At 66.8% G+C, this 17,768-nt stretch carries 23 protein-coding genes; 5 read left to right on the top strand and 18 right to left on the bottom strand.

Annotated features, from left to right (window positions below):
* Positions 1-48: 48 nt before the first annotated feature.
* From EJC77_RS13215 to EJC77_RS21590, 3 genes are all read right to left on the bottom strand, one after another.
* On the bottom strand, positions 49-426 hold the full coding sequence (locus tag EJC77_RS13215) for a type II toxin-antitoxin system VapC family toxin (RefSeq protein ID WP_125613379.1): 378 nt from the start codon (positions 424-426) through the stop codon (positions 49-51).
* Positions 427-429: 3 nt separating this feature from the next.
* A complete protein-coding gene (locus EJC77_RS13210; protein ID WP_125613377.1) occupies positions 430-621 on the bottom strand; it encodes a type II toxin-antitoxin system VapB family antitoxin in 192 nt (63 codons plus the stop codon).
* Between the two features lie 202 nt (positions 622-823).
* Positions 824-1,306, bottom strand: a complete 483-nt coding sequence (locus tag EJC77_RS21590; RefSeq protein ID WP_125613375.1) for a HigA family addiction module antitoxin — start codon at positions 1,304-1,306, stop codon at positions 824-826.
* Positions 1,307-1,547: 241 nt separating this feature from the next.
* Here EJC77_RS21590 and EJC77_RS13195 point away from each other — a divergent pair, with 241 nt between their 5' ends.
* A complete protein-coding gene (locus EJC77_RS13195) occupies positions 1,548-2,525 on the top strand; it encodes a S1C family serine protease (RefSeq protein WP_240630239.1) in 978 nt (325 codons plus the stop codon).
* 92 nt (positions 2,526-2,617) lie between these two features.
* Here the strand turns inward: EJC77_RS13195 and EJC77_RS13190 are convergent, their stop codons facing one another.
* From EJC77_RS13190 to ychF, 10 genes are all read right to left on the bottom strand, one after another.
* Positions 2,618-3,097: an NUDIX hydrolase gene (locus tag EJC77_RS13190; RefSeq protein WP_125613373.1), complete on the bottom strand. Its 480-nt coding sequence runs from the start codon at positions 3,095-3,097 to the stop codon at positions 2,618-2,620.
* Positions 3,094-3,396, bottom strand: coding sequence for a HigA family addiction module antitoxin (locus EJC77_RS13185; protein ID WP_125613371.1), 303 nt, complete (start codon positions 3,394-3,396; stop codon positions 3,094-3,096). Before EJC77_RS13185 ends, EJC77_RS13190 begins: the two co-directional genes overlap by 4 nt.
* Complete coding sequence (locus EJC77_RS13180; protein WP_125613369.1) at positions 3,383-3,664, bottom strand: type II toxin-antitoxin system RelE/ParE family toxin; 282 nt, start codon at positions 3,662-3,664, stop codon at positions 3,383-3,385. The genes EJC77_RS13185 and EJC77_RS13180 overlap by 14 nt, the downstream gene beginning before the upstream one ends.
* A gap of 113 nt (positions 3,665-3,777) precedes the next feature.
* The gene (locus EJC77_RS13175; RefSeq protein ID WP_125613367.1) at positions 3,778-4,191 is read right to left on the bottom strand and encodes a PIN domain-containing protein; all 414 of its coding nucleotides are present in this window, start codon (positions 4,189-4,191) and stop codon (positions 3,778-3,780) included.
* Positions 4,188-4,400, bottom strand: a complete 213-nt coding sequence (locus tag EJC77_RS13170) for a type II toxin-antitoxin system VapB family antitoxin (protein ID WP_125613365.1) — start codon at positions 4,398-4,400, stop codon at positions 4,188-4,190. Before EJC77_RS13170 ends, EJC77_RS13175 begins: the two co-directional genes overlap by 4 nt.
* A gap of 253 nt (positions 4,401-4,653) precedes the next feature.
* Positions 4,654-4,998, bottom strand: coding sequence for a type II toxin-antitoxin system PemK/MazF family toxin (locus tag EJC77_RS13165; RefSeq protein WP_125613363.1), 345 nt, complete (start codon positions 4,996-4,998; stop codon positions 4,654-4,656).
* Positions 4,991-5,218 carry a ribbon-helix-helix protein gene (locus EJC77_RS13160; RefSeq protein WP_125613361.1) on the bottom strand — a complete coding sequence of 76 codons (228 nt, stop codon included), beginning with the start codon at positions 5,216-5,218 and terminating at the stop codon, positions 4,991-4,993. The genes EJC77_RS13165 and EJC77_RS13160 overlap by 8 nt, the downstream gene beginning before the upstream one ends.
* A gap of 571 nt (positions 5,219-5,789) precedes the next feature.
* Complete coding sequence (locus EJC77_RS13155; RefSeq protein WP_125613359.1) at positions 5,790-6,128, bottom strand: HepT-like ribonuclease domain-containing protein; 339 nt, start codon at positions 6,126-6,128, stop codon at positions 5,790-5,792.
* Complete coding sequence (locus tag EJC77_RS13150) at positions 6,125-6,568, bottom strand: helix-turn-helix domain-containing protein (RefSeq protein WP_205787268.1); 444 nt, start codon at positions 6,566-6,568, stop codon at positions 6,125-6,127. The genes EJC77_RS13155 and EJC77_RS13150 overlap by 4 nt, the downstream gene beginning before the upstream one ends.
* 77 nt (positions 6,569-6,645) lie before the next feature.
* Positions 6,646-7,731, bottom strand: a complete 1,086-nt coding sequence (gene ychF, locus EJC77_RS13145) for a redox-regulated ATPase YchF (protein WP_125613357.1) — start codon at positions 7,729-7,731, stop codon at positions 6,646-6,648.
* Positions 7,732-7,860: 129 nt separating this feature from the next.
* On the opposite strand from ychF, the gene EJC77_RS13140 reads away from it, so the two are divergent.
* Positions 7,861-9,051 carry a DNA recombination protein RmuC gene (locus tag EJC77_RS13140; protein ID WP_125613354.1) on the top strand — a complete coding sequence of 397 codons (1,191 nt, stop codon included), beginning with the start codon at positions 7,861-7,863 and terminating at the stop codon, positions 9,049-9,051.
* Positions 9,052-9,060: 9 nt separating this feature from the next.
* Here the strand turns inward: EJC77_RS13140 and EJC77_RS13135 are convergent, their stop codons facing one another.
* Both EJC77_RS13135 and EJC77_RS13130 read right to left on the bottom strand, forming a co-directional pair.
* Entirely contained in the window at positions 9,061-9,699 is a 639-nt protein-coding gene (locus EJC77_RS13135) for a TetR/AcrR family transcriptional regulator (RefSeq protein ID WP_164520411.1), read from the bottom strand.
* Positions 9,700-9,713: 14 nt separating this feature from the next.
* A complete protein-coding gene (locus tag EJC77_RS13130) occupies positions 9,714-11,177 on the bottom strand; it encodes an APC family permease (RefSeq protein ID WP_240630237.1) in 1,464 nt (487 codons plus the stop codon).
* Between the two features lie 176 nt (positions 11,178-11,353).
* On the opposite strand from EJC77_RS13130, the gene EJC77_RS13125 reads away from it, so the two are divergent.
* Complete coding sequence (locus tag EJC77_RS13125) at positions 11,354-12,538, top strand: DmpA family aminopeptidase (RefSeq protein ID WP_125613350.1); 1,185 nt, start codon at positions 11,354-11,356, stop codon at positions 12,536-12,538.
* On the opposite strand, the gene EJC77_RS13120 is transcribed toward EJC77_RS13125, so the two are convergent.
* Together EJC77_RS13120 and EJC77_RS13115 are read right to left on the bottom strand one after the other, a co-directional pair.
* Positions 12,535-13,620, bottom strand: coding sequence for a 4-hydroxy-3-methylbut-2-enyl diphosphate reductase (locus tag EJC77_RS13120; protein ID WP_125613348.1), 1,086 nt, complete (start codon positions 13,618-13,620; stop codon positions 12,535-12,537). The genes EJC77_RS13125 and EJC77_RS13120 overlap by 4 nt on opposite strands.
* Before the next feature lie 9 nt (positions 13,621-13,629).
* Positions 13,630-14,451, bottom strand: coding sequence for a hypothetical protein (locus EJC77_RS13115; protein ID WP_125613346.1), 822 nt, complete (start codon positions 14,449-14,451; stop codon positions 13,630-13,632).
* A 228-nt stretch (positions 14,452-14,679) separates the two neighbouring features.
* Between EJC77_RS13115 and xseA the strand changes: the two genes are divergently transcribed.
* Both xseA and EJC77_RS13105 read left to right on the top strand, forming a co-directional pair.
* Positions 14,680-15,942 (top strand): exodeoxyribonuclease VII large subunit, encoded by a 1,263-nt coding sequence (xseA, locus tag EJC77_RS13110; RefSeq protein ID WP_125613395.1) that lies wholly within the window; start codon positions 14,680-14,682, stop codon positions 15,940-15,942.
* A gap of 9 nt (positions 15,943-15,951) precedes the next feature.
* On the top strand, positions 15,952-16,194 hold the full coding sequence (locus EJC77_RS13105) for an exodeoxyribonuclease VII small subunit (RefSeq protein ID WP_205787266.1): 243 nt from the start codon (positions 15,952-15,954) through the stop codon (positions 16,192-16,194).
* A gap of 363 nt (positions 16,195-16,557) precedes the next feature.
* Here EJC77_RS13105 and EJC77_RS13095 read toward each other — a convergent pair whose 3' ends face one another.
* On the bottom strand, positions 16,558-17,469 hold the full coding sequence (locus EJC77_RS13095) for an SPFH domain-containing protein (RefSeq protein WP_125613312.1): 912 nt from the start codon (positions 17,467-17,469) through the stop codon (positions 16,558-16,560).
* Positions 17,470-17,768: the final 299 nt, after the last annotated feature.

Below are 17,768 nucleotides of genomic sequence, written 5' to 3'. Positions count from 1 at the left end.
ACGACAGCGAACCCCGCCCCTCCGAATTGCCCCTTGTTCAGCGCCCTCCTAGCGTGCACCCGGGTCAGGAGCGGCCACGCCCACATCCGCCGCGGCCGCGCCCAGGCGCCGATCCCGCGTCCACAGCACGACGCCGGGGGTCAGCAAAGCGGACGCCAACAGGTGTGCGCCGACGAGCCCCAGGCCCCGCCCGTACAAGCGTCGACGCTCGATGAGTTCGCTGACCTCGGCGTGTGAGGCGACTCGGGTCGAGGGCAACGCCGCCAGTAACGCCAGGAATTCGGTGCGGACCCGCAGCGTTCCAAGCGCCAATTCGCCCAAGATCATCGGGTGTTGGAGGACGTTCGAGCGTCCCAGTGCTGCGACGAGTCGCGGCTCGAATCCGCGCAGGTGGTCGATCCAGATCGACGTGTCGACGAGGAGCATCAATCAGCCGGTGCGCAGCCGTGGGGCCGCGGCCGCCTCCGGGTCCGTTCCCGCAAGCAGGGCCAGCCTGCGTGCACTCTCGCGTTCGATCAAAGCCTCAAGTCCCAGACGGATGAGCGCGGACTTCTCTTCCCTGCCGGTGAGTTCGGCGGCCCGGGCGATCAGGGCGTCGTCCACCGTCACCGTGGTTCGCATGGTCACACCTCCTGCATCAATTTTCGCATCAGCTGGTGCGCTTTGGCAGTGCCTGTGGAGAACCCGTGGCAGGTCGTTGCAAGAATCCCGTGTCATGGGGATTCGTTGCTGTGCCCGTCAGGTGGCCGCGGTCCACACGGAACCCTCGCCCAAGCCGACGACGGCCTTGTCCAAGTGATCGGGTGACGGCCGCAGCGGCCGCTCAGGCCGATTCCAACGGCGTGATCGCATCCAGGGCGGACCCGAGGTTGTCGCGCTCGATCTCCAGGACGTACCGCGTCTGCAGGTTCAGCCAGAACCTATCGGTGGTGCCGAAAAAGCGGGCCAGTCGCAGCGCCGTGTCTACCGTGATCCGGCGCTTGCCATGCACGATCTCGTTGATCCTCCGCGGTGGCACTCCGACGGCGATGGCCAGTCGATGCGGGGTCACCCCGAGCGGGTCGAGGAACTCATCCATGAGTACCTCCCCGGAATGGATCGGTGAAATCCGGTCCATGCGTGCCACCTCCTGGTGATAGTCCACAATCTCCAAGCGATCGGGGCCGGCTTCAGTCCACACGAAGCCGATCCGCCACCGCTGGTTGACGCGGATGCCGTGCTGGCCGACCCTGTCGCCGCGCAGGGCCTCCAAACGGTCGCCCGGCGGGACCCGCAAATCGTCCAGGGTCTCGGCTGCATCCAGCATTGAATCGGACCTCGACGATGTCGTCATCCTGCATGACGCGGTCCTTGCCCACGACCCGAACCGTGCCTTGCGCCTTGGCCTCGCGCATGGAGTCGACCTGGTGATGGCAGGGACGTCGCTGTCCAACCCGCACCCAGCGGATGCCTGCTCGACGGCGGTTCGCCGAGGGCGTACCGGGATCCGGATTAGTCGCGCGGCCAAGGACGTTGTACAGGCAAGTACCAGCCCAAGGAGGTGCGCCGTGGACACCAGCCCCGACACGCACATTGAACAGCCCCCCGACGCCCAAGACCCGCTTGACACCTACTCACAGACGGTCATCCGCGTTGCCGAGACCGTCATCCCGCACGTGGCGGCCATCGAGATGTCGGGCAGCGCCCCCGACGGACGCTCCACGTTGGGAAGCGGCTCCGCCGTCGTCTTCACCGAGGACGGCTACATGCTCACGAACGCCCACGTGGTGGCCGGGGCCTACGCGGGCCGCGCCAGCTTCGCCGACGGCACGGGAACGGAGGTGGACATCATCGGCTCGGACGCGTTGTCGGACCTCGCCATCGTCCGCGCCCGGACGACGGCGCCGACGCCGGCCACGCTCGGGGACGCCGAGGCACTGCGCGTCGGCCAGTTGGTCATTGCCGTCGGCAACCCGCTCGGCCTGGCCGGTTCCGTGACGGCCGGCGTCGTCAGCGGCCTGGGGCGCTCCATCCCGACCCGGTCCGGGAGGTCACGACGGGTGATCGAGGACGTGATCCAGACCGACGCCGCCCTCAACCCCGGCAATTCCGGCGGGGCGCTGGCCGATACCCGGGGCCGCGTGGTGGGCATCAACACGGCCGTCGCGGGGGCCGGGCTTGGCCTGGCCGTGCCCATCAACGCCACCACGCGCCGGATCATCTCCGCGCTGCTGTCGGACGGCCTTGTCCGGCGCGCCTATCTCGGTGTGGTCAGTACGCCGGTCGCGCTGAGTCCGGCCGTCGCGCACCGCACCGGCCAGCGCCAGGCGCTGCGCGCCGTCGAGGTGATCGCCGGCTCGCCCGCCGAGGAGGCCGGCCTCAAGGCCGGCGACGTCGTGCTCAGCGCCGGACGCCGCCCCGTCGCGAGCGCCCAGAGCCTGCAAAAGCTGCTGTTCAGCGACGCCATCGGCGTGCCCCTTCCCATCACGGTGCTGCGTTCCGGGGCCGCGGTGGACGTCATCGCCGTGCCACGGGAAATGACGTAGGCGTTCGTCGCGGGCCGGTCGGTCACCACGGGCCGCCGAGCTGCGGTCTTATCGCACGACTACACGTTGAAGCGGAACTCCACCACGTTCCGTCACGGAGAAACATCACGTAGTGGGTTCATCGGGTGCGATGCTACTGATACGCGCACCGAACGGAATCCGGCGCAGAGGACGTGCGCGTTCTTGAGCGGGAGCCACCAGCACGTCCACCGCTCAGCATCACCGCCGTCGGATGGAGACTCTTCTCCCGCGCCCCATCGGTCCGGAAGCGCTTGCTCTAACGGCGCAAGCAAGAAGAAGTGACGCTCGTGCACCTCAGCTTTTGACGGCCGCACGTCATAGTGCTCGACACCCAGAGCACGGACAACGCGCGTCGCAATGCCAGTCTCTTCAAGTGCCTCACGCACGACCGCCTCTTCAGGCAACTCCCCCGGTTCGATCGTTCCTGCGGGCACTTGCACTCCCGCGATCTCGATCGCTACGTGATCGTGAGTGAACACCAGCAGACGGCGATCGTGAACGATGTAGGCGACAACCTTCCGCACCGTGCGTCGACCTGGACGCTCGGTCATGCGACGCGGAGTGGCGTGATTGCGTCGATTTGGTCAGCTGCACGGTCTTCCGCTAGATCCAGGTCGTAATGTGCCTGCAGGTTGAGCCAGAACTGTGCCGAGGTCCCGAAGTACTTGGCAAGGCGCAGAGCGGTATCTGCGGAGATGCCGCGCTTTCCATGCACGATCTCGTTGATGCGGCGCGGCGGCACACCGATCGACACCGCGAGCTTGTTCTGTGTGATGCCGAAGCCCTCGATGAAGTCCTCCATGAGAACCTCGCCCGGGTGGATCGGGGCGATCTTGTCAGTGGTAGTCAACGATCTCGACCTCCTCGGGGCCAGCGTCGGTCCATCGGAAACAGATCCGCCACTGGTCGTTGATTCTAATGCTGTGTTGACCGGCACGGTTCCCTTTCAAGAGTTCGAGCCGGTTGCCGGGTGGAATCCGAAGATCGCCAAGCGACTCCGCCGACCCCACCTGGCGGAGCTTCCTGAGTGCAGCCCGCTGAATCCGAGGATCCAGCGACGGCACACGTTCACGACGCCACAGTCGTTCGGTGTCCCTGTTGCCGAACGACCTGATCACGAGATCAGCATATAACGGAACGCGTTATTAACGCTAGACGTTAAATCTAAATTCCACTGAGTTCCGACAGAGAGAACCATCACGATTGCACGGCTGCAGCGATGCCCACGACTTCACGACAAAGGCGGAACATACTCGTGTCTCAAATCGCTCACCGCGGCGATATGGTCGAAGTCGTGGTCTGCAGCCAGCACAGTCGCGTCGTTCACGATCGCGTAGCCCGCGATGAGAATGTCGAGTGAACCCGCCGCGCGGACAAGGCCCGAACTCCACAGAGCACTCTGAATATCGAGCACCAACGACTCGTCCGGCGCATGCTCCAACGGGAATCCGAGCGAGATCTGTTCCCGGTACTTCGCGTACTCAGCGGGCGTCCGGGCACTATGGCAGAACTCCAGTACTTGCGGTGGACAGGTCACGAAGAGATCCGACGGCGCGCGCTCAATGTGCCGCAGCCGTCCGGTGATGCGAGCATCACCGGACGCGAGCCGGGCCCAAACGGAGTTGTCGACCAGATAGTCGGTCACGAGGCCTGGGCCGGAGCAACGACCGGCGCGCCGAGCTCGGACTCAAGATCACCCAAAGCAGAGATGCCGTCAATCATCATGCCCTTCTGCTTCGAGGCGATAAGGCGGCGCAATGCGAGGTCGAGGACGGCGCGATTCGACTTTTCGCCCGTGAGCGCCCTTGCCCGCTCGATTAACTTCAGGTCCAGATCGACACTTGTGACTGCCATGATGGACTCCCCTCTGTATATAACTAATTATATATCAAATGATCTTGGGCGTCACTGCTGCAACCACATACCCACATGTCTGGGACAAAGCACACTGCCGCGGCCCGAGCACAGAAACGCCTGGAATGCTTGAAGCATCCCGGGCGTCCCCAAAGCAGTACAGCGGCACTACACGTTGAAGCGGAACTCCACCACGTCGCCACGGCGAAAAACATCTGCGTTCTGGGGCGGTGGCGATCGCACCTTCAGCCCTTCACGGCAACGCGAGGAAGTCCCGCAACCAGCCGTCCACATCCCGCATCGTTGCGGCGTCGACCGCTCCGATGTCGCCGACGAAGCGGTCCCGGGTCACGGTGCGCGGCTGCTCCGTCATCACGAACGTCGGCTTCGACAGGCCGAGCCGCGGACCACGCAGGAGTATGTGGTTCGGCCATCCCCGATCGATCGTTGTCGCAGGCAGCACGATCGCGAGCGTGTCCGCCTGCTCGAGGTACAGATCGCTCGCCACCACCAGCGCTGGTCGGCGCCCAGACTGCTCACGTCCGCGCACTGGATCGAGCTCCGCCCAGACGACGTCTCCGCGACGAAGTTCACTCACCGGGTCGGCCGTCGTCGAGGGTCACGTCCCATGACCGGAACTCATCCCAGTACGCCGCGTCTGCGTCCCTAAACACACGCCCGAATGCCTCCATGCGCTGACGCCTCTCATGCGCATCGAGCAGTCGCTCGATCAGACCTGCCGCAGTGACACCGCGCTCGTGCGCGTCACGGTTGATCCGATCGCGCAGCTCCGCGCTCACCTTGATCGTCGTAGCCATGGTTCGATTATACCGAACGGGATACCATCAGGTCTACCTCATCTACGCATCAATCTGGCTCAACCACGACGCCACGCTTTCAGAACCGTTGAATCAGAAGTGGCCGAGACCAGACCGCCCTTCGGCAGGTGCGTATCAATGGGAGACCAACAGCGGCAGGGCCGGCGCATCACCCTCGCGCGCAGTCGGACGGGGCTATTCTCTCGCTGGCTCAACGTGCTCGGCGTCGGCCTGGCCCCCGGATGCCCTGCTCGCTCCGGGTCTGGGATCTCCAGACCGCGCCCGGCTAGGTGTCCGGCGAGCTCGTCAAGACTCAGTGGCGGCTTGTCATAGCGGAGAGTGCCACGGGGTCGCGGCGTTCGAGGCATGTGTGTTCCCCTGACCCGAGATAGAAAAAATCCCCCAAGTGCGCATCGTGGAGAGGCGTGGGGGATGTAGTGGGTCGAGAATATCACGAGCGGCCGCCAGCGGGACGGCCAGACGTTAGACCGGAATTCGATTACACATTGAATCTAAATTCCACCCACATTCCGACTCGGAGCAACCTCACCGGCGACGGGCCATGGAGGTCTCACTCTGCTTCGAGCGATTGAACGTGCCTGCTGATTGTTGGCAGATCGACGACCATCGTGTCCCAGACCGCCTCATAGTCGGTGCCTTCATAGTGATGTGCCAAGCGGTCCCGCATCCGCTTGATCAGCGACCACGGCACCTCGAGATGCCGGTCGGTCGTGTCGGCACTCAGACGAGCGACATTCTCACCGATCTTGATGATCAGCGATTCCGCGGCCAGACCCGGCACGTTGTCGATATCACCGAGGTACCACGCATGGCCGCGCGCCACGAGATTCGCACCGACACCGCACAGGCGGACGATCTCCCTCAGCGCCGCAGCGTCCCGCTCGTTCATACCGCGACGGCCGTTGCCAAGATCTCGTGGTCGGCGCGCAGACCGCCGTCGGTCACCACGTCGACCTCGACGCCGAGCAGCTCCCCCGCTTTTGCAGCGAACGCCGCAACCGTGAGCAGGCCGGTGCCCGGCGAGCGGGTAACGAGGACGTCCAGATCGCTGCCGGGGCGGTCGGTGCCGCGTGCCACGGAGCCGAAGACCCGGACGTTGCTGAGGCCATAGCGTCCGGCGAGACTCACCAGGTCGGCACGGTGCGCAGCGAGCGCATCGTGAGGCAGTGGCCGCGCGGCCGCGCGAAGGCGCTCCAGCATCTCGGCCGAGACCCTGCGCCGTCCAGCCTCGTAGGCGGCAACGTTCGGCTGAGCGACTCCGGACCGTCGGGCTAGCTCTGCCTGACTGAGGCCAGCAGCCTCACGAAGCATTCGGACAAGGTTGGCCATGAGCTGATCATATCGCGTGATATGCCCAGAGTGACAGCAGATGGGTTGGGTTTCCCAGACGTTTGACCGGATTTCGACTACACATTGAACCGGAACTCCACCACGTCACCGTCCTGCATGACGTAGTCCTTGCCCTCGATCCGGACCTTGCCGTGGGCCTTGGCCTCGTGCATGGAGCCGGCCTGGATGAGGTCGTCGAAGTGGACCACCTCGGCCTTGATGAAGCCGCGCTGGAAGTCGGAGTGGATGACGCCGGCGGCCTGCGGGGCGGTGTCGCCCTGGCGGATCGTCCAGGCCCGGGTCTCCTTCGGCCCGGCGGTCAGGTAGGTCTGCAGGCCCAGCGTGTGGAACCCGACGCGGGCCAGCTGGTCCAGCCCGGACTCGTCCTGGCCGTTCATCTCCAGCATCTCCCGGGCCTCGGCCTCGTCCAGTTCGACCAGGTCGGCCTCCAGTTTGGCGTCGAGGAAGACGGCGTCGGCCGGCGCCACGAGGGCACGCAACTCCTCCTGGCGGGCCGGGTTGCCGAGCACGGAATCGTCGGCGTTGAACACGTAGATGAACGGCTTGGCCGTCAGCAGGCCCAGCTCCTTCAGGTGCTCCATTTCCAGCTTGTCCCTCTTGATCGAGGAGAAGATGGTGTCGCCGCGTTCCAGCACGGCCTGTGCGGCCTTGATGGCGTTGAGTTCCGCGGCCTCGCGCTGCTTGAGCTTGACGGCCTTCTCGATCCGGGGGATGGCCTTCTCGATGGTCTGCAGGTCGGCCAGGATCAGCTCGGTGTGGATGGTTTCCATGTCGGAGCTCGGGTCAATCTTGCCGTCGACGTGGACCACGTCCGGGTCGTCGAACACGCGGACGACCTGGGCGATCGCCTCGGCCTCGCGGATGTTGGCCAGGAACTTGTTGCCCAGGCCCTCGCCCTCGGAGGCGCCCTTGACGATGCCGGCGATGTCCACGAACGACACCGTGGCCGGCAGGATCCGGGCCGAGCCGAAGACGCCGGCCAGCTTCTCCAGCCGCGGGTCGGGCAGGCTGACAACGCCCACGTTGGGCTCGATGGTCGCGAACGGGTAGTTCGCGGCGAGCACGTTGTTGCGGGTCAGTGCGTTGAACAGGGTTGATTTGCCGACGTTGGGCAGTCCGACGATGCCAATAGTAAGAGCCACGGTAGTCAAGCTTACCGGCAGGATCCGCGCTCGGCCGCCTGCGGCCGGGCGCGGGAGCCGGGAAGCGTTACCGGGGTCTCGACTAGCTCGACCACCGGTCTTGTCGGTGCCCCGTGTTTAGCTGGAGGCATGACTGGAACTGGGTGGCTGGTGGCCACGGTATTGCTGTTGATCGGGCTGTTGGCGGGCGCCGCCGTCGTCGGTCTTTACTTCCGTGCGCGGCTGCGCGACGCGGAGCAGGAGACGGACCGCGCGCTGGCGCGCCTGGCGGACGTGAGCGCGCAGTTCGCCGCGGCGGACGCCGAGCGGCGGTTGCTGGCCACGCAGAACCGGTCCATCGCGACGCAGCAGGCCGGCGATTCGGCCGTGCTGCAGGCGCTGGGACCGGTGTCGGAGAAGCTGACGGCCGTGCAGCGCCAGGTCGCCCTGCTGGAGCGCGACCGCGTGGAGCAGTACGGCCAGCTGGCCGAGCAGCTGCGCGACGCGCGGCTCTCCGACGAGCGCCTGCTGTCCACCACCGAGTCGCTGGCGTCCGCGCTGCGCTCCAACAACGTGCGCGGCCGGTGGGGCGAGGTGCAGCTGCGCCGGGTTGTCGAATCGGCGGGCATGCTCGCGCACGTCGACTTCGCGGAGCAGGTGCACAACAAGGCCGACGACGGCGTGCACCGCCCCGACATGATCGTGCGCCTGCCGGGGAACAAGGAGGTTGTCCTGGACGCGAAGGTGCCGCTGTCGGCCTATCTGCGGGCGCACGACGACGGTGCGAACGGCGGGCGCGACGCCTCCGACCACCTGGCCCAGCACGCGAAGGCGCTGCGCGCGCATGTCGATGCGTTGGCCGGGAAGAAGTATTGGGCGTCGGCGACGAATTCGCCGGAGCTGGTGATCTGCTTCGTGCCGGTGGAGTCCATCCTGTCGGCGGCGCTGGCGGCGGATCCGGCGCTGCTGGACTACGCGATCGGCAAGAACGTGGTGCTCGCCTCCCCCATTTCCCTGCTGGCAATCCTCAAGGCGGTGGCGTTCAGCTGGCGGCAGGACGTGCTGACCGAGAGCGCGAAGGAACTGTTCGACCTGTGCGCGCAACTGTACGCACGGCTCGGCACCATGGGCGAGGCCGTGGCGAACGTGGGGGCATCGCTGAAGTCCTCCGTGGACAGGTACAACAAGCTGGTGGGCACGCTTGAAACCCGCGTCCTGCCCACGGCCCGCAAGCTGAACGCCTTCGACCCCAAGTCGCTGGACGCCCCGGCGAAGGTCGAGGCCGTGCCCCGGACGCTGACGGCGCCGGAATTCGGCGACGCGGAGGACGCCATCGCGTAGGACGGCCGGCTACCCGGCGGCTCCCCCGGCCGGTTGCTCCAGGGCCTCCAGCGGGGGGAGCTCGCAGGCCAGGGCGGTCTGCACATAGGAGGCAATGTTGCGGCGGTAGCCGGCGGCCGGGAGATCGAACCCGATCAGGGGGTACATATCGTAGGCGTCCTCGAGCGCGACGATGTTCCGCGCGATGACGTCGATCCCGGTGGTCGGGTGGAAGTCGCCCAGGGCAACGCCAATCTCGATGGCGGAGCGGTACAGCATGACCTGCCGTTCGACGACCGAGCGGTGCAGCGGCTTGTACTGGGGCTGTTGCCGAAGCAGCGGGATGCTCTCGTACGCCATCCGGAGATCAGAACTGATCTCATCCGGGACGCCCGCCACGATGAGGGCGGCCAGCCGTGCACGGGGATCCGTGTGCGCGTCGGAGATGGCCCGCCGACGCTCGTAGAATTCCTCCATGACGCCCTCGACCGTGGCAAACATGAGCTCGTCAAAATTGGGGAAGTAATACAGCACCGAGCCCACGCTGACGGCCGCCTCGGCGGCGACGGCGCGCACGCTGGTGCCGGCGAGACCGCTCTCCCTCGCCACCTTGCGCGTCGCGGAGATCAGCGCCTCGCGTCGCTGGATGCGGGTCTTCTGCTGGGCCACTCTTTCCCGCCTGACTATTGTTCTGCCACCATGTTCGTCAATTCAGCATAGTGTGCCGGACGCCGGCGCTTGAGGACGCGTCCGGTGACGATTCCCGCGATGAACAGCACCGGGGTGGGCAGCAGCAGGATCCAGTTGACGGCCCCTTCCATGCCGGTGACGATGTCGAAATTCACGACGATGAGGATGAAGCCCGTCGCCAGTCCGAGCACGCCCAGCGCGGGGGCGACGATCACCCGCCAGATGTTGTGGCCGCGCCGATCCTTGACGAAGAAGACGACCACCGACAACGCCGCCACCGTTTGGGCGAAGACCAGCCCGGCCACGCCGGTCGCATAGGTCCAGATGGCGAACTGGAGGAACGGATCGGCCCCCGTGACGATGCACACCAGGATCGCCGCGAGGGCGATGCCGGACAGCAGGGCGCTCGCACGGAACGGCGACTTGGTCTTCGGGTGGGTTTTGCCCAGCGCCCGGGGAAGCAGCCGCTCCCTGCCCATGGAGAACAAGTAGCGCGAGCAGGCGTTGTGGAATGCCAGCAGGCAGGCCAGGAAGCTTGTCACGATGAGCACGCGCATGACGATGGTCGCCCAAACGCCCAGATAGTTCCCCGAGGCGGTGAAGACCATGTCCTGGAAATCGTCGGACGTGGCCATCTTGAGGACGCCGTCAAGCCCGAAGGCCACCGTGAGCACCCAGAACGTGAAGGCGTAGAAGATCCCCAGGAAGGCGATCGCGATGTAGGTGGCGGCCGGGACCGTCCGTGCCGGGTTCTTGGCCTCCTCGGCATAGATGGCGGTCCCCTCGAAGCCCAGGTAGGCGCCAAAGCCCATCACGAACAGGCTCCCCGAGCCCGCCGCGAAGAACACATTGCCCGGGGAGAACGACGCGAACGACACCGGCTCCGGGCCGCCGTGGGCGAGCACTGCCACGGACAGCACCAACAGGATCGTGATCTCGAGGGTCAGCAGGACGGCGAGCACCTTGGCGCCGACGTCGATGTTCCGGTATCCGAGCACGGCCACGAGGACCAGTGCGAGCAGGGAATAGACGCCCCATGGCAGATCGAGTCCAAAGAGGTCCTTGAACGTGGTCGCAGCAAAGAAGCCGATGAAGCCGTAGAAGCAGATGCACAGGAATCCGTACGCGAAGATGGTCACGAAGGCGATCCCGATGCCCGCCGGCTTCCCGAGCCCCTTGGCCGCGTAGACGTAGAAGGCCCCGGCGTTGCGGACATACTTGGACATGGCCGTGAACCCCACGGCGAAGAGGGTGAGCACCAGGCCGCAGGCGAGCATCGCGCCGGGTGCACCGATGCCGCCCATCCGCATGGAGGTCGGCGCGGCGCTGGCGACGACCGTCAGCGGGGCGGCCGCCGAGACGACGAAGAACACGATGGCCCAGATGCCGAGGCGCCCCTTGGCGAGTCCGTCCGGTTTGGCTGTGCTGGTTTCCAGCGTTTGCACTCGTTCTGGCACTGTTCTGCTCCTCGTTGGTCCGGGTGTGGGGAATCAGTCATCCGCGTTCACTCGAAGTTGAACACTAATTCAGAAGCGATGCTAGTGACTTAAATCACCCATTGCAATGATTTTTGGACTACAATTTGAACAGTCGTTCAAATACGCATGTGCGTCGGACCAGGAGGAGCACCCCCATGACAGCATCGACCAGCCCAGGCACCCACAGCCCGGACGGCAGGCCGCGCGCCCGCGGCCTCGGCCTCGACTTCGACGGGACCCCTGGCCGGTTCAACGCCATCACCGACGTCCCCGGCCTGGAGGTCGGGTATCGAACGCTCATCGCCGGAGACGGCCCTCTGGTTGACGGGAAAGGGCCGGTCCGCACGGGCGTGACGGCGATCCTGCCCCGGGGCAGGCCGGGGGTCGGGGTCCCGTGCGCGGCTGGCACCTACTCGTTCAACGGCAACGGCGAATTGACCGGACGCGCATGGATCGACGAAGCGGGCATGCTGGCGATGCCCATAGCGCTCACCAGTTCGCATGCGGTCGGCGCGTGCCACCAGGGCATCGACCAGTGGGTTCACCGACACCGTCCCGACCTGTCCGCCCGATGGATGCTGCCGGTCGTCGGCGAGACCTGGGACGGTTATCTCAACGACATCAACGGCGGCCACGTCCAACCCGCCGATGCCGGGATGGCCATTGACGCGGCAACGTCCGGGCCAATCGAGGAAGGCTCGGTCGGCGGCGGGACCGGCATGAACTGCTATGCGTTCAAGGGCGGATCCGGGACGGCGTCGAGAACCATCGCGCACGGGGGTGAACGCTACACGGTGGGGGTGTTCATCCAGGCGAATTTCGGCAGCCGGCGGGAGCTCCGGCTCGCCGGGATGCCCCTGGGCCGTGACTCGTGCGCACCGAACCCGATGGAGGGGACGGACTGGCTGGTCCAGGACGGGCGCCCCCACAGGGCACCGGGCGGTGCCGGCTCGGCGATCATCGTGATCGCCACGGATGCGCCGCTGCTGCCCGGCCAGTGCGCCGCGCTGGCCCGCCGGGCACCGCTCGGACTGGCCCGCACCGGAACCGCTGGAAGCCACTTCTCAGGCGACATCGCCCTGGCGTTTTCGACGGCGAACCCCGGCAGCCTGACCTCGAGCATACCGGCGCACCGCGCGACCCGGGACGACTATGAGAGCCTGGCGTTCATCCCCTGGGGATACATCGACCCGTTCTACACCGCCGTGGTTGAGGCCGTGGAGGAGGCCGTGGCGAATGCGCTGGTCGTCAACCAGGACATGACGGGACGCGACGGCCATTTCAGCCCCGCCTTGCCGCACGAGGAAATCGTCGCGGCACTTGGCAGGCGAGCCGGCTAGGAACTGGGACGCTGGCCGTGCCCGCCGAGGGCCCGGCTGGTGTCCCCGGCCTCCTTCAACGTGGCCCGCAGTTCCTTGGGCAGCGAGAACAGCAGGTCCTCCTCGGCCGTGACGACCTCCTCGACGTCGGCGTAGCCATAATCGGCCAGCAGGCGCAGCACGTCCTTGACCAGGACCTCGGGGACGGAGGCGCCGCTGGTGACGCCGACGGTGGCCACGCCCTCGAGCCAGGCCTCATCCACCTCGTTGGCGAAGTCCACACGCCGGGCGGCGCCGGCGCCGTATTCCAGCGCCACTTCGACGAGCCGCACCGAGTTGGATGAGTTGGCCGAGCCGACCACGATGACCAGGTCCGCCTGGGGGGCGATCTTCTTGATGGCAACCTGGCGGTTCGTGGTGGCGTAGCAGATGTCGTCGCTGGGCGGGTCCTGCAACGTCGGGAAGCGGTCCTTCAGGAGCCTGACGGTCTCCATGGTCTCGTCCACGCTGAGCGTCGTCTGGGACAGCCAGATGACCTTCTCGGGATCGCGCACCCGGACCGAGTCCACCTCGTGCGGGCCGTTGACGATCTGGATGTGCTCCGGCGCCTCGCCGGCCGTCCCCTCGACCTCCTCGTGGCCTTCGTGGCCGATCAGCAGGATGTCGTAGTCGTCCTTCGCGAACCGGACGGCCTCGCGGTGCACCTTCGTGACCAGCGGGCAGGTCGCGTCGATGGTGCGCAGGCCGCGATCCTCGGCGGATTGCACCACGGCCGGGGACACGCCGTGGGCGGAGAAGATCACCAGCGCGCCCTCGGGGACCTCGTCGTTCTCCTCCACGAAGATGGCGCCCTTGGCCTCGAGCGAGCTGACCACGTGCACGTTGTGGACGATCTGCTTGCGCACGTACACGGGCGGGCCGTAGTGTTCCAGCGCCTTCTCAACGGCGATGACGGCGCGGTCGACGCCGGCGCAATAGCCGCGGGGGGCGGCCAGCAGCACCTTCTTGGACCCGGTCACGGGCGCCGCGGCGGCGACCTCCGCGGGTGACCGGCGCTGCCGGGGTACGGAGGGCATGGGGATGGAGACTGCGGCACTGCTCATGTCCCCATCCTACTGGGGCGCCCTCCCCGCCAGGACCCTGCCGACCAGCCCGACCGCCGCCATCGACGCCGCAACGATGAGCGCCATCAGGATCCACCGGTCCACGCTCTGGCTGAGGAGCGCCTGGTATTGGTCCGCGAATTGCTTGAGCAGGGTGTTGGCCAGGTGGTTGCGTTCCAGCGTCGCGGTGAGCACCAGCTCCGCCACCTTCCAGAGCCCGGCCACCACGGCCAGCCCGATGCCGGCGAGCAGCAGCGTCGTCGTCCGCCGGCGTGCCAGCAGCAGCCCGAGCACCAGCAGCAGGACCGCACCGCCCAGCATCCAGTACGCGGCGGCGCCGATGTCCTTCAGCAGCGGCACCACGGTGCCCTGCGCGGAGTTGTCGACGGTGACCAGGACCTGGTCCGGGGTGGGGACCGTGGCGCCGAGGCCGGTCGTGGCATTATCGACCAGCAGGCGCACGAGCGGGGCGATGTCGAGTTGCAGGGCGGCATCGGCCGGGGCGTCGAACGCCAGCTCGTGGCTGCGGCGCAGCGTCTCGGTCCAGGCCGCCGGGTAGCCGGGCAGCGTTGTCAGTTTCGCGGCCGCCGCCTCGATGAGCTTGCCCGCCGCCTGGTCCAGTCCGTGCGGCACGTCAAGGTGCTTGACGGCGGTCTGGGCGACCGTCTGCGTCAGGGCCTGCTGGAACCGTGCGTCGCCGCCGAGGGGGTCGACCATGGACACGAACCCCTGCTCGTTGACGACGTTGCGCTGCACCCAGACGGATGGCACCGCCACGGCCGTCAGCAACAGCGACAAGATGACCATGACGGCCGAACCGAACGTGCGCACGGTGTCCCTTCGTTGGCGAAGCTTTCCACCCCAAGGCTACTGGACGCGCCTCCCCGGCCGGCCTGTGGATAAGCGCCGTGCCCGTCGGTGCGCAACGATACAGTGGAGGCCACGGCAGGATGCGGGCGGCAACGTGGGATGGTGAGTGGGATGGTGAGCGGGGCAATGGGCGCAGCACAGGACGGATTCGTTCCCGAGGGGACGCTGGATGCCGCCGGGTACGCCGGCATGAACGACGACGACGTGCCCGCCCCCCAGCGCGGGGTCATCCCCCCGACGGCCGCCCAGACCAGCCCCGAGAACCCGTGGCCGCTGCACCTGCTCAGCGAGAAGCTGAAGGCGCACATCGAGAAGGCCCCGCCCGCCTGGGTCGAGGGCCAGGTCATTGAGCTGAACCGGCGAGCCAACGTCAGCTACATCACGCTGCGCGACGTCGACGCCGAAATATCCTTGAGCGTGACCGTGTGGGGTTCGGTCATGAACGCCCTGGCCACGCCGCTGGAGCGCGGCGCCCGGGTCGTGGCCCAGCTCAAGCCCGACTTCTGGCTCAAGACCGGCCGCCTGTCCATGCAGGGCCGGGACATCCGGCCGGTGGGGGTGGGCGACCTGCTGGCCCGGATCGAACGGCTTCGCCAGGCGCTGGCCGCCGAGGGCCTGTTCGACGCGGACCGCAAGCGAGCGCTGCCGCTGCTGCCGCACCGGATCGGGCTCATCACCGGACGCAACTCCGACGCCATGAAGGACGTGCTGCGCAATGCGGCCCTGCGCTGGCCCGCCGTGGAGTTCGAGGTCCGCGAGGTCGCCGTCCAGGGCGTGAACGCCGTGTCCGCCGTCATGGGGGCCCTGGCCGAGCTGGATGGGCGTCCGGACGTCGACGTCATCGTGATAGCCCGTGGCGGCGGGTCGCTGGAGGACCTGCTCCCGTTCAGCCATGAGGCCCTGGTCCGGGCGGTGGCCGCCGCCCGGACACCGGTGGTCAGCGCCATCGGCCATGAGGCGGACAGGCCGCTGCTCGACGATGTGGCCGACCTGCGCGCCTCGACGCCGACCGACGCGGCCAAGCGCATCGTCCCCGACGTGGCCGAGGAGCTCCGCCGCGTCGACCAGGCCCGGGCGCAGCTCAACCGGCGGATCGACTCGCTGCTCGAGCACGAGTCGGAGCGTCTGGCCCAACTGCGTTCCCGCCCGGTGCTGGCCAACCCGGAGGGCATGGTGACGGTGCGCGCCGACGACGTCGCCCGGCTGGGCGGGCGCGCCCTCACGGCGATCCGGGCACAGGTGGCGCGGCACGCCGACCGGGTGGCGCACCTGCGCGCCCAGGTCCGGGCCCTGTCGCCGCAGAAGACGCTGGATCGCGGCTACGCCGTCGTGCAATTGGCCGACAGGTCGATCGTGCGCGACCCCGCGCAGGCGCCCGACGGCACCGAGCTGGCGATCCGGGTGGCCGGTGGCGGTTTCACCGCAACAGCAACGTCAACTACTGAAAACTAAGGACTGACCATGACGAAAGCAACCCCCAACCCCGCCATGGCGGACGTGGCGCAACTCAGCTACGAACAGGCGCGTGAGCAACTGCTCGCCGTGGTCACCCAGCTCGAGGCCGGCAGCGCCAGCCTGGAGGATTCGCTGGCCCTATGGGAACGCGGCGAAGCCCTGGCGCAAAAGTGCGAGGAATGGCTTGAGGGCGCCAAGACCCGGCTGGCGGCCGCCCGGGTCTCGACAGGCTCGACCAGCGGGGACTGATGCGGTGGCCGCGGTGATTGATGCGGTGGCCGCGGTGATTGAGCCAGTCGAAATCACCGACAGGCAATCACCGGACGTGCTCGCCTTTGCCTACCGGTCAGGAGTCGCCTCTGCCGGGCCCTGACCTGGCCAGGTCATCAAGGAGACACCTCCAAGCGATGGCTTATGGGTTTTTCGGTCGTCCGCGTTGAGGTAGGGGGCCCGGTGTGCTTGGCATTCGTCCGGCACCTTTGAGTGCGTCCCTGAGCAGGATCTCGATCTGCGCGTTCACGCTGCGTAGTTCGTCCGCCGCCCAGCTGGAGATCGCGTCGTGGATGGCGGGATCGATCCTGAGCAGGACCTGTTTCCGCTGGCCTGCCACGGCTAGTAGAGGGTGCCGGTGTTGACGATCGGCGAGGCGGGCTGGTCACCACAGAGCACGACCATCAGGTTGCTGACAATGGCGGCTTTGCGTTCGTCATCGAGGTCGACGATTTGCCGCTCGCCCAGTTGGGCCAACGCCATCTCAACCATTCCGACCGCGCCTTCCACGATCCGCGACCGGGCGGCAACAACCGCATTGGCCTGCTGCCGTCGCAGCATCGCCTGCGCGATCTCCGGCGCATAGGCCAGGTGACTGATCCGAACCTCCACGATCTCCACACCCGCCAACAACACGCGTTCTGCGACTTCCTTGGCGAGTTCCGCGGCGACCGTGTCGGTGGAACCACGCAGTGACTCTCCCGCGCTGTCGGCGTTATCGTACGGGTGCGTGGTCGCCGTGTGGCGAAGAGCAGATTCCGCCTGCACCGAGACGAAGTTGAGATAGTCGTCGACCGCATAGACCGCCTTGGAGGTGTCGGCGGCCTGCCAGACGACGATCGCCGCGATCTCGACCGGGTTGCCGTCCGCGTCATTGACCTTGAGCCGGTTGGTCTCGAAATTGCGGACACGAACGCTGACGCTGCGCCGGGTCGCGAGCGGGATCACCCACGACATCCCGGTGCGACGCACGGTTCCCGCGTAGCGGCCGAAGAATTGGATCACCCGGGTTTCGCCGGGCTGGACGACCACGAGCGAGGAGGCCACGACAACGAAGGCAAAAGCGGGCAACGCGGACAGCCACGTCACCGAACTCGTCAACAACCAGATGAAGGCGGCAAGGCAGAACGCCAAAACCAGGATTGCCCAACCGCCGCTGATCGCCCCTGCCTTGCGCTCGTGAATCTGCACGCGCGCCCCGTCGTGTCCGACCGGGACTGCCTCGACCAGGCCGTCGGAATCTGAAGACGACATGTCCCGCCCCTTTCATAAAGAGATATAAAAATGATATCAGTTTAACGGGTTTGCGGCCGCCCCCGGACGATCCACTGTCGGCACCGGCAGTTTCCTTCCTCGGCCGCGGCACGGTGGCCGGATATGGGTGCCCTGATGACACATCCGTTGCTCCGCTGCCTCGAGCGTGCGAGCATACGCACATGGCGACGCCCGACATCCCGCTCGTTCCGAAATCCGAGGAGGAGACCGCTCAGTGGCTCCCGGTCACGACGGCCCCGGGTACGAGACCGCATCGAGGCACAAGCCGAAGCGTCTGT

Origin of the sequence: Specibacter cremeus, assembly GCF_003946885.1 — a bacterium.
GTDB classification, from domain to species: Bacteria; Actinomycetota; Actinomycetes; order Actinomycetales; family Micrococcaceae; genus Specibacter; species Specibacter cremeus.
This window is presented reverse-complemented; position numbering and strand designations above follow the sequence as displayed.

Coding starts and splice junctions, on each gene's coding strand:
- EJC77_RS13095 (WP_125613312.1), bottom strand. CDS start 17,469: ATGTCGTCTTCAGATTCCGACGGCCTGGTCGAGGCAGTCCCGGTCGGA.
- EJC77_RS13150 (WP_205787268.1), bottom strand. CDS start 6,568: ATGGCCAACCTTGTCCGAATGCTTCGTGAGGCTGCTGGCCTCAGTCAG.
- EJC77_RS13140 (WP_125613354.1), top strand. CDS start 7,861: ATGACTGGAACTGGGTGGCTGGTGGCCACGGTATTGCTGTTGATCGGG.
- EJC77_RS13170 (WP_125613365.1), bottom strand. CDS start 4,400: ATGGCAGTCACAAGTGTCGATCTGGACCTGAAGTTAATCGAGCGGGCA.
- xseA (WP_125613395.1), top strand. CDS start 14,680: ATGAACGACGACGACGTGCCCGCCCCCCAGCGCGGGGTCATCCCCCCG.
- EJC77_RS21590 (WP_125613375.1), bottom strand. CDS start 1,306: ATGCTGGATGCAGCCGAGACCCTGGACGATTTGCGGGTCCCGCCGGGC.
- EJC77_RS13155 (WP_125613359.1), bottom strand. CDS start 6,128: ATGAACGAGCGGGACGCTGCGGCGCTGAGGGAGATCGTCCGCCTGTGC.
- EJC77_RS13210 (WP_125613377.1), bottom strand. CDS start 621: ATGCGAACCACGGTGACGGTGGACGACGCCCTGATCGCCCGGGCCGCC.
- EJC77_RS13120 (WP_125613348.1), bottom strand. CDS start 13,620: ATGAGCAGTGCCGCAGTCTCCATCCCCATGCCCTCCGTACCCCGGCAG.
- EJC77_RS13215 (WP_125613379.1), bottom strand. CDS start 426: ATGCTCCTCGTCGACACGTCGATCTGGATCGACCACCTGCGCGGATTC.
- EJC77_RS13160 (WP_125613361.1), bottom strand. CDS start 5,218: ATGGCTACGACGATCAAGGTGAGCGCGGAGCTGCGCGATCGGATCAAC.
- EJC77_RS13125 (WP_125613350.1), top strand. CDS start 11,354: ATGACAGCATCGACCAGCCCAGGCACCCACAGCCCGGACGGCAGGCCG.
- EJC77_RS13105 (WP_205787266.1), top strand. CDS start 15,952: ATGACGAAAGCAACCCCCAACCCCGCCATGGCGGACGTGGCGCAACTC.
- EJC77_RS13190 (WP_125613373.1), bottom strand. CDS start 3,097: ATGACCGAGCGTCCAGGTCGACGCACGGTGCGGAAGGTTGTCGCCTAC.